The sequence below is a fragment of the Thermotoga sp. genome (genome assembly GCF_021162145.1).
GTDB lineage: Bacteria > Thermotogota > Thermotogae > Thermotogales > Thermotogaceae > Thermotoga.
In genome coordinates this window covers 44,178-52,553 of record NZ_JAGGZH010000010.1, presented here as the reverse complement: position 1 = coordinate 52,553, position 8,376 = coordinate 44,178, and the positions used below count along the sequence as shown (strand labels likewise).

General features: G+C 44.8%; 8 protein-coding genes. 3 read left to right on the top strand and 5 right to left on the bottom strand.

Annotated features, from left to right (window positions below):
- A partial coding sequence (gene nrdD, locus J7K79_RS00800) for an anaerobic ribonucleoside-triphosphate reductase (protein ID WP_296904098.1) occupies nt 1-1,411 on the top strand: 1,411 nt, incomplete at its 5' end.
- A 67-nt stretch (nt 1,412-1,478) separates the two neighbouring features.
- Here the strand turns inward: nrdD and J7K79_RS00795 are convergent.
- The 3 genes from J7K79_RS00795 to J7K79_RS00785 are packed head-to-tail and all read right to left on the bottom strand — an operon-like array spanning nt 1,479 to nt 4,457.
- Nucleotides 1,479-2,489: an ABC transporter permease gene (locus J7K79_RS00795; RefSeq protein ID WP_296904096.1), complete on the bottom strand. Its 1,011-nt coding sequence runs from the start codon at nt 2,487-2,489 to the stop codon at nt 1,479-1,481.
- A complete protein-coding gene (locus J7K79_RS00790; protein ID WP_296904094.1) occupies nt 2,482-3,564 on the bottom strand; it encodes an ABC transporter permease in 1,083 nt (360 codons plus the stop codon). Before J7K79_RS00790 ends, J7K79_RS00795 begins: the two co-directional genes overlap by 8 nt.
- Nucleotides 3,561-4,457: an ABC transporter ATP-binding protein gene (locus tag J7K79_RS00785; protein ID WP_296904092.1), complete on the bottom strand. Its 897-nt coding sequence runs from the start codon at nt 4,455-4,457 to the stop codon at nt 3,561-3,563. The genes J7K79_RS00790 and J7K79_RS00785 overlap by 4 nt, the downstream gene beginning before the upstream one ends.
- Nucleotides 4,458-4,507: 50 nt before the next feature.
- On the opposite strand from J7K79_RS00785, the gene J7K79_RS00780 reads away from it, so the two are divergent.
- Together J7K79_RS00780 and J7K79_RS00775 are read left to right on the top strand one after the other, a co-directional pair.
- Entirely contained in the window at nt 4,508-5,233 is a 726-nt protein-coding gene (locus tag J7K79_RS00780) for a sulfite exporter TauE/SafE family protein (RefSeq protein WP_296904090.1), read from the top strand.
- 80 nt (nt 5,234-5,313) lie between these two features.
- On the top strand, nt 5,314-5,901 hold the full coding sequence (locus tag J7K79_RS00775) for a phosphate propanoyltransferase (RefSeq protein WP_296904088.1): 588 nt from the start codon (nt 5,314-5,316) through the stop codon (nt 5,899-5,901).
- Nucleotides 5,902-5,925: 24 nt separating this feature from the next.
- Here the strand turns inward: J7K79_RS00775 and J7K79_RS00770 are convergent, their stop codons facing one another.
- Nucleotides 5,926-6,369, bottom strand: a complete 444-nt coding sequence (locus tag J7K79_RS00770; RefSeq protein ID WP_296904086.1) for an Hsp20/alpha crystallin family protein — start codon at nt 6,367-6,369, stop codon at nt 5,926-5,928.
- A gap of 17 nt (nt 6,370-6,386) precedes the next feature.
- The gene (gene dnaK / locus J7K79_RS00765; protein WP_296904084.1) at nt 6,387-8,177 is read right to left on the bottom strand and encodes a molecular chaperone DnaK; all 1,791 of its coding nucleotides are present in this window, start codon (nt 8,175-8,177) and stop codon (nt 6,387-6,389) included.
- Nucleotides 8,178-8,376: the final 199 nt, after the last annotated feature.

The window sequence follows — 8,376 nt, the reverse complement described above, 5'->3', positions numbered from 1 at the left end:
GATGTGGTATTTCGTGAAAAAAGACTTGGAAGAGGGCATCATTCCGCGTGAGAAACTCAATTGGTATATAGAACAGCATTTCCAGATACTCACTTACTCTCTCAATCAGCCCATCAGAACAACACAGTCTCCATACACGAACTTCACTTATCTGGACAGAAACTACATCAGGGCAATTTTCGAGGGAGATCGCTATCCTGATGGTTCTCTCATCACAGATCATGTGGAAGATATAATAACTCTTCAGAAGCACTACTGGGAATGGGTCGCAAAAGAAAGGAAAAGGCAGATGTTCACCTTCCCAGTGCTGACGGCAAGCCTTCTGTACAAAGATGGAAAGTTCCTCGACGAAGACAGCGCCCGTTTCATAAACAGGGTGAACATGAAATGGCAGGATACCAACTGGTACATCTCCGATTCCATCGATGCTGTGGCTTCGTGCTGCAGATTGACATCTTCCACCCAGACATTGAAAAAATTCTCTCTCAGCAACGAAGAAGATAAAAAGCTCAAAGGAAGAATGAACTCCATTGGGGGTTCAGACCTGAACATAGGATCCTTCAAAGTCATCACGATAAATCTTCCCAGAATTGCCCTTGAAAGCAACGGAGACAGGGAGAAGTATCTACAGATCTTGAAACACAGGGTACAGCTCGTTAAAAAAGCTCTATCCGCAATCAGAGAAATCATAAAGGAGAGAATCTCCGAGGGACTTCTTCCCCTCTATGAAAATGGTCTCATGCTTTTGGAAAGACAGTACGGTACAATCGGTATCACAGGTGTCTGGGAAAGTGCCTCAATCATGGGCATGACAACAGAAGATGTAGATGGATTGAAATACACGAAAGAAGGAGAAAAGTTTGTAGACGATCTTCTGGATCTGATAAGGGAAGAAGCAGAAAAAGGATATGAAGAATACAACTTCACGTTCAATATTGAGCAGGTGCCTGCAGAAAAAGCGGCTGTGACACTTGCACTCAAGGATAAGTTCATTTTTGGCGAAAAACAACCCTTTGAAATTTACTCCAATCAATGGGTGCCACTTGCCGCGAACACAGATGTCCTGAACAGAATCCGCTACTCTGGAAAGTGGGACAGGAAAGTGAGTGGTGGAGCTATCCTGCATATCAACCTCGGTGAACCCTTCAAAACAGAAGAGGAATCCTTCAACATGGTGAAAATGATCGCTGACATGGGGGTTATGTACTTTGCTTTCAACACGAAGATCAGCGTTTGTGAGCACAACCACGCATTCTACGGGGAAAGATGTCCTGTTTGTGGAAAGCCAAAAGTAGATGAGTACGTGAGGATCGTCGGATATCTCGTGCCTGTCTCTGCCTTCAACAAGGAAAGAAGAGAAAAAGAATATCCGAAGAGACAGTTCTACAGTTCAGAAATCGTGAGGAAATGAACTCGCCCCGCACAAGCGGGGCTTTTTTGTGGCCCCAATGGAAACCTAGAAAGTACGAAAAGAATCCCTAGTCTTCCTTTTTCAAAACGATGGAAGCCGTGCAGAACACAAAAAGAAGGCCACCCCCGAACATGAGTAAGGTTGTGAAGAAGTATCTGCTCAGTGGAAAGATTTCAAAGCCCAGAGAGTACCTGATGATCTCCACGCCGTACCTTACAGGTAGAAAGTAAGAGACGATTTGTAGATAGTTCGGCAGAAAGGAAACCGGAAAGTAGACACCGGATAGAAACATCATGATAGTGAACAGAATAACGGATACTTCAATTGCTACATCAGATTTTTTGAACAAAAGCGATATCAAAGCGCCCAAAGCGATAAAAGAAAGAACAGAGCTCACCACGGACAAAAGAAAGAGGGAAACGTTTAACTGGTACTTCGCGTTGAAAAGAAGGATACCCAGTACCATGATGATCGTAGTACTGATGATCCCGTAAAACATCCTCGCCGATATCAATCCGAAAACAAAAGAGAAGTTTCCAACTGGTGCGGCTTTAAGCCTTTTCAGAAACCCTCTTTCCCGGTAGTGTGAAAACACGTCCACCGTTCCAAAAAGACCAATAGAAAGAAGAGATATCGCTATCACGCCGGTGAGTGTGTAATCAAAAGATGTGAGATCCCGAGAGCTTTCTATTACTTTCTTCTCAACAACTATTACAGGGTTCAGACCATTGACAAGTCTTTCGACTTTGTTTTTCAAAGATATTTCCCAGGAATCAAGCAAGGATTGATAGTACTCGTCCGTTGTGTTTCTTATAAAGATAATCTTGTCTTTTTTCACCACCGCGATTTCGTGATAATATCCTTTTACCTCCTCAGTGGAAGAGTACACATCACCAAAATCAGAGAGGTCGTAGTCGGTCGTCACCACAGTTGTTCTTACCGACCCACTGGACCCACCGAAGATAAAGCCGAATATCAAAAGAAACATCACAGGAAACGCTATGGTGAAGAACGTGGCGACCTTATCCCTCCAAGATTCTTTCCACATGGCAGAAAACAAGGCAAAGAACCTACTCAACCATTATCACCTGCCTCCAGCTCAACGAAAAGAGAGTGAGAGAAACAACTATCCAGATAAAGGGCACTGCAAAATGGTGTGTGTAAATCGTCTCGTAACCAAGACTTCCTCTCAGGTAATCCACAAGATAGGTCGCCGGATTTCCGACAACGAGTGCTTTCAAAGGCCAGGGAACGTTCGAGACATCGAAGTAGAATCCTCCCATGAACATAAATACTTGATTGAATATCTGAGACACAGCGTTCAATGCAGAGAAACTTTTGAACAGAGAAACCATGAGAAACGAGATGCTCAAGAAAGTGAAGAAAGAAAAGGCAGTACCCGTCAAAAAAGAAAGAGAAAGTCCAGGCACCCCGAAGAGAATTTTTGCAAAGAGCGTCACAGCGAGTGAGGTGATAGACATGGCCAGTAGGCCACAAACCGCAGTCGAAATAAGATAATGATGACCTTTCAAAGGAGATGCGAAGAGCCTTTTCAGGATGCCTTGTTCTCTGTAAAGGGCCAGCTGGTACGGAACGGTGAAAAGCCCTACCGACATCACACCTACAAGCAAGATGGCGGGAAAAACGTAGTGTGGGTAGTTTATATCCTTTCTCTCTTTACTCCTGTATTCCACCTCTATCTCCTTCTTCTTCCTGATCTGTAGATCGAGGGACTCAAGGATGTTTGCTACGACATTTGCAAGAATGGATGATTCCTGCCTTTCTGGGGCGTAGACGACAATTACCTTGACAGGCATGGAGAGTTTTGTTCTGGAGAGCAGGAGTGCTCTTGTGAAAAGGGAACCGAAATTTTCAGGCATAACGATGCACACGTCTATCTTTCCGTACTTCAGATCTTTCTCCGGATCTTTCGTATCCACGATCTCTATACCGGACGGGAGTTTTTCAAAGACACCCTTCAACGTTTTGCTTTCACCGACAACACCTATTCTCAGATTCATGTGGGAAGATATATCCCCGAAGATCGACACGAGGATCAAGTACAGAAGCATCGGGAACGCAAAATTCCAAAAGAGAACTCCCTTGTTTCTGAAGTAGTTGTTTCTAAGAATGGAAATGATCAAGCTCTTCATTCTCTCAAATCCCTACCTGTGAGTTTCAAGAAAACATCCTCAAGATTTGGTTTTCTTATCACTATGTTGGAAACGTCCCATTTTCTCAGCAGATCTTTTATCAATTCTTCTGGGTTGTCTGTTTCCACAATGTAATGGCTATCCTTTTTCTCCAAGTAATTCACATTCACAACCTGATCGCTGTCGAATTCAACGACGGTCTTCAGCCCAGAAGAATTTATGAGGGAAGAGGGCGAGCCTTCTGATATGATCTTTCCGTGGTCTATTATGCAGACGTGATCGGAGAGCTTTTCCGCCTCCTCCATGTAATGGGTGGTCAGAAAGATCGTTTTCCCTCGACTTTTGAAATGCTCTACAACGTCCCAGATCTGTCTTCTTGCCTGCGGATCGAGTCCTGTAGTGGGTTCGTCGAGAAACACGATCTCGGGATCGTTAACGAAAGCCACAGCAACTGCGAGTCTTTGAAGTTGCCCCCCAGAGAGGGTCTTAACCCTTTTTCTTTCGATTCTTTCAAGTCGAAAGAGCTCTACCACCTCTGGTAATTTCAATCCTTTTCTGTAGAGACCTCGGAAAAGTTTCAATGTTTCCCAAACCGTGAGATTCTCAAAAAAAGCGCTTTTCTGCAGGCATACTCCAATTTTCCTCTTCGTTTCACTATCCAGAGATTCTTTCCTTTCCCCGAAGTAGTATATCTCTCCCTCATCTTTCTTCCTGAGGCCTTCGAGAATCTCCACAGTTGTAGTTTTTCCGGCACCGTTGGGTCCCAGCAGGGAAAAGACAGTTCCCCGCTCCACAGTGAAACTTATCCCATCCACCGCTTTCACATTACTATAGTACTTTTTAAGATTCACAACTTTCAGTATTTCCAAATTAATCCCCCTTTCTTTAGACATAATGTTATCATAATTTTTGTGCGATACATCAATATGGGAGGTGCTCCAGTGTGCCATTTCTAGCGTTCCTTGGAGGAATTCTCGCTGGCTTTTTGAACGTGATGGCAGGTGGCGGTTCCATGATCACGCTCCCCATACTTACTGCACTGGGCCTGGGAATAGACGTGGCAAACGGCACAAACAGAATAGCTATCATCCTTCAGAACCTTGTCGCCACCGAGAGATTCAAATCGAAAAATGTTTTGAAAGCAAAAGAGGCGTTCTTGGTTTCTATACCAACTATTGCTGGAGCACTGGTGGGAAGTTCTATAGCAGTTCAGATAGAAAAGGAGCTACTTCAGAGAGTGGTTGGTATCATATTTCTCATAATGGCGATCTCCCTAGTGTGGAAACCTAAGATCTGGATAGAGGACAGAAATGTGAAAAGAAACTGGATCCTGATATACACGATCTTCTTCTTGATAGGAATATATGGTGGGTTCATACAGGCAGGAGTGGGATTTCTCCTCATGCCAGCTATTGCCTTTCTTCTTGGATACGAACTGGTCAAGACGAACGCCGTTAAGGTGTTCATCGTAGCATCTTACAATTTGATTTCCCTTCTGATATTCATTATAGGTGGAAAGGTGAATTTTCTTTATGGACTCGTCCTTGCCCTTGGAAACATGACTGGGGCGTGGATCGCTGCCAATCTCTCTGTTAAGAAAGGGGCAAAATGGGTAAGGTGGGTCGTCTTTGCCGCGATAATTGTCGTCGGAATAAGATACATTTTTTAATTAACTTTCAATCAGAAAGAAATGGAAGTATGAGATGATAATGGGTGGAATAATGCATAAAGTAAGGGAGGTGTACCGAATTGGTCAAGAAGGAACCAGGTATAATTGTAGGTGTGAGCAACAGACACGTTCACCTCTCCAAAGAGGACTTGGAAACGCTTTTCGGAGAAGGTTACGAACTCACGCCGATAAAAGATCTCAGACAACCTGGTCAGTACGCTGCAAAAGAAACTGTGACCATAGTGGGTCCAAAGGGTGCCATCGAGAACGTGAGAGTACTCGGCCCTGTCAGAAGAGAGACCCAGGTGGAGATCTCAAGGACCGATGCTTTCAAACTTGGTCTCAGACCCCCAGTGAGGGACTCTGGAGATCTTGAGGGAACACCGGGAATCGTTATCATCGGTCCAAACGGTATCCTGGTGAAGGAAAAGGGTGTTATAATCGCGAAAAGACACATACACATGCACCCAAAGGATGGAGAGCACTACGGAGTGAAAGATAAGGACATAGTAAAAGTGCTCGTTGAAAAGGGAGATAGAAGGTTGATATTCGACGACGTTCTCATAAGGGTGAGGGAAGATTTCGCTCTGGAGTTCCATGTCGATACCGATGAGGCAAATGCTGCAATGTTGAATACTGGAGACATTGTTTATATAGTAGAGCTTTGAAAAAAGGGGAGCGAGCGCTCCCCTTCATTCCTGAACTTCCACCTCAATCACTTTTTTCTTTCTCTCCTCTTTCTTTGGTATTCTGACAGTAAGCACCCCGTTTTTGTACTCTGCTTTGATCTGTTCCACATCCACGTAGTCTGGCAATCTAATAGCCCTTTCGAACTTACCCGCACTTCTTTCAACAAAGTAGTAGTTTCTGCCTTTCTGCTCTCTTTCGATCTTTTTTTCTCCAGTGATCTTCAGAATATTCTCTTCAACCGTTATCTTGATGTCTTTTCTGTCCAGACCCGGTATTTCTGCTTCCACCACCACTTCGTTGTCTGTCTCATACACGTCCATGTCCGGCGCAAGCATTTCCCCGGAAGATCTGATCTCAGTTCTGAAGAAGTCATCGAAGAGTCTGTCAATCTCTCTCTGGAGTTCCCTAAACGGTCTAAAAATGTCTTCTCTTCTTCCTAAAAGCATCGTATCACCCCCCCTCTTCACTGATTTGTGGCTTCTCCTCCCGTTGCAGACTTGTAGAGGTATTCTCCTATCTTCATGCTCTCCCTCTGGAGATCATCGAAGAGCATTTTCACTTTTGGTATATCGTTCCTGTTGATAGCATCTCTGAGCTCTTTGATCATGTCTTCGAGCCTGGACTTGAGATCTGCTGGTATTTTGTCTCCGTGCTCTTTAAGAGTTTTTTCCACACTGTAGGCGAGGTCGTCTGCTCTGTTTTTGAGCTCGATCTCTTCTTTGAGGCGTTTGTCTTGTTCCTCGTATCTTTTCGCGTCTTCTATCATTCTCTTTATCTCATCTTCAGAAAGCTTGTGTCTTCCAGTTACCACCATGGACTGTTCCCTTCCAGAACCAAGATCTTTTGCGGAGACATGAACGATTCCATCACTGTCTATATCGAACGCGACTTCTATCTGAGGAACTCCTCTTGGCGCTGGTGGGATTCCGACGAGTTTGAAGCTTCCAAGGAAGATATTCTCCCTTGCTATTGGTCTTTCACCCTGGTAAACTCTGATTTCCACCTCGGTCTGTCCGTCTTCAACGGTAGTGAAGATCTTGCTCTTCCTCACAGGAATTTTCGTGTTTCTGGATATGATTGGCTCAAAGAGCCCTCCTTTTACCTCTATTCCGAGTGTGAGCGGCGTCACATCCACGAGGACAATATCCCTTCCTTTCGCACCCTCGGTTCCTGCAAGGATGGCCGCCTGAATCGCTGCTCCGATGGCGACAGCCTCGTCCGGGTTTACACTCTTGTTCGGCTCCTTCCCGAAGAACTCCTTTATGAATCTTTGCACCATCGGAACTCTGGTCATACCACCCACGAGTATGATTTCGTCTATATCCTGTGGTGAAAGTTTTGCATCGTTCAATGCCTGTTCTATTGGTCCTCTCGTCATCTCAACGAGATCTTTGGTCAGTGATTCAAAGAGACTTCTGGTGATTCTCATCTCAAGATGGAGTGGCTGTCCACTCGGTGAAACTGCTATGAACGGAAGACTCACATCCGTTTCCATCTTCGTTGAGAGTTCTATCTTAGCCTTCTCGGCGGCGTCCCTCAGTCTCTGGAGCGCTTGCCTGTCTTCCCTGAGATCTATCCCATGCTGTTTCTTGAACTCTTCTGCCATCCACTCGATGAGCCTCTGATCGAAATCATCTCCACCGAGGTGGTTGTTACCGGATGTTGCGATGACCTCGATCACACCATCTCCAATTTCGAGGATGGACACGTCGAAAGTACCACCACCGAGGTCGTAGACCAGAACTTTTTGCTCTTTCCCACTCTTGTCCAGTCCGTAAGCGAGTGCTGCTGCCGTCGGTTCGTTGATGATTCTCAACACATCGAGCTCGGCTATGATCCCCGCTTCCTTGGTTGCCTGCCTCTGAGCGTCGTTAAAATAAGCGGGACAGGTAATGACTGCCCTTCTTATCTCGCCGCCCAGGTAAGCTTCAGCGTCTTTTTTGAGCTTCTTCAAAATGAAAGCACTGATTTCCTGGGGTGTGTATTCCTTGTCATCTATTCTGACCTTGTAATCAGTACCCATTTTTCTCTTTATGGACTTTATCGTCCTTTCAGGATTGAGAATCATTTGCCTCTTCGCGGGCTCTCCCACGAGGATCTCTCCACTCTTCGTGAAGGCAACCACAGAAGGAGTTATTCTGCTTCCCTCCGCGTTGGGAATTACTTCAACTGAGCCATCCGGTTTCATCCAGGCAATAACAGAATTTGTTGTTCCAAGGTCTATACCAACAACAAATTCTTTCTTTTCAGCCATCGTTCCACCTCCTCAATTTCTTTCTCCGTGAGAAATTATAGAAAGCCCAGGATGGTATGTCAAGAGATCGGTGAATAATTCGCTAACCCACAAATTCCATTTATCATCGGATAAATTCTGACCATAATGTATATGAAATTATATTGTATAGCAAACGAAATCTATGAATGATAATACGTTTTCCTTCAGGAGATAAGCT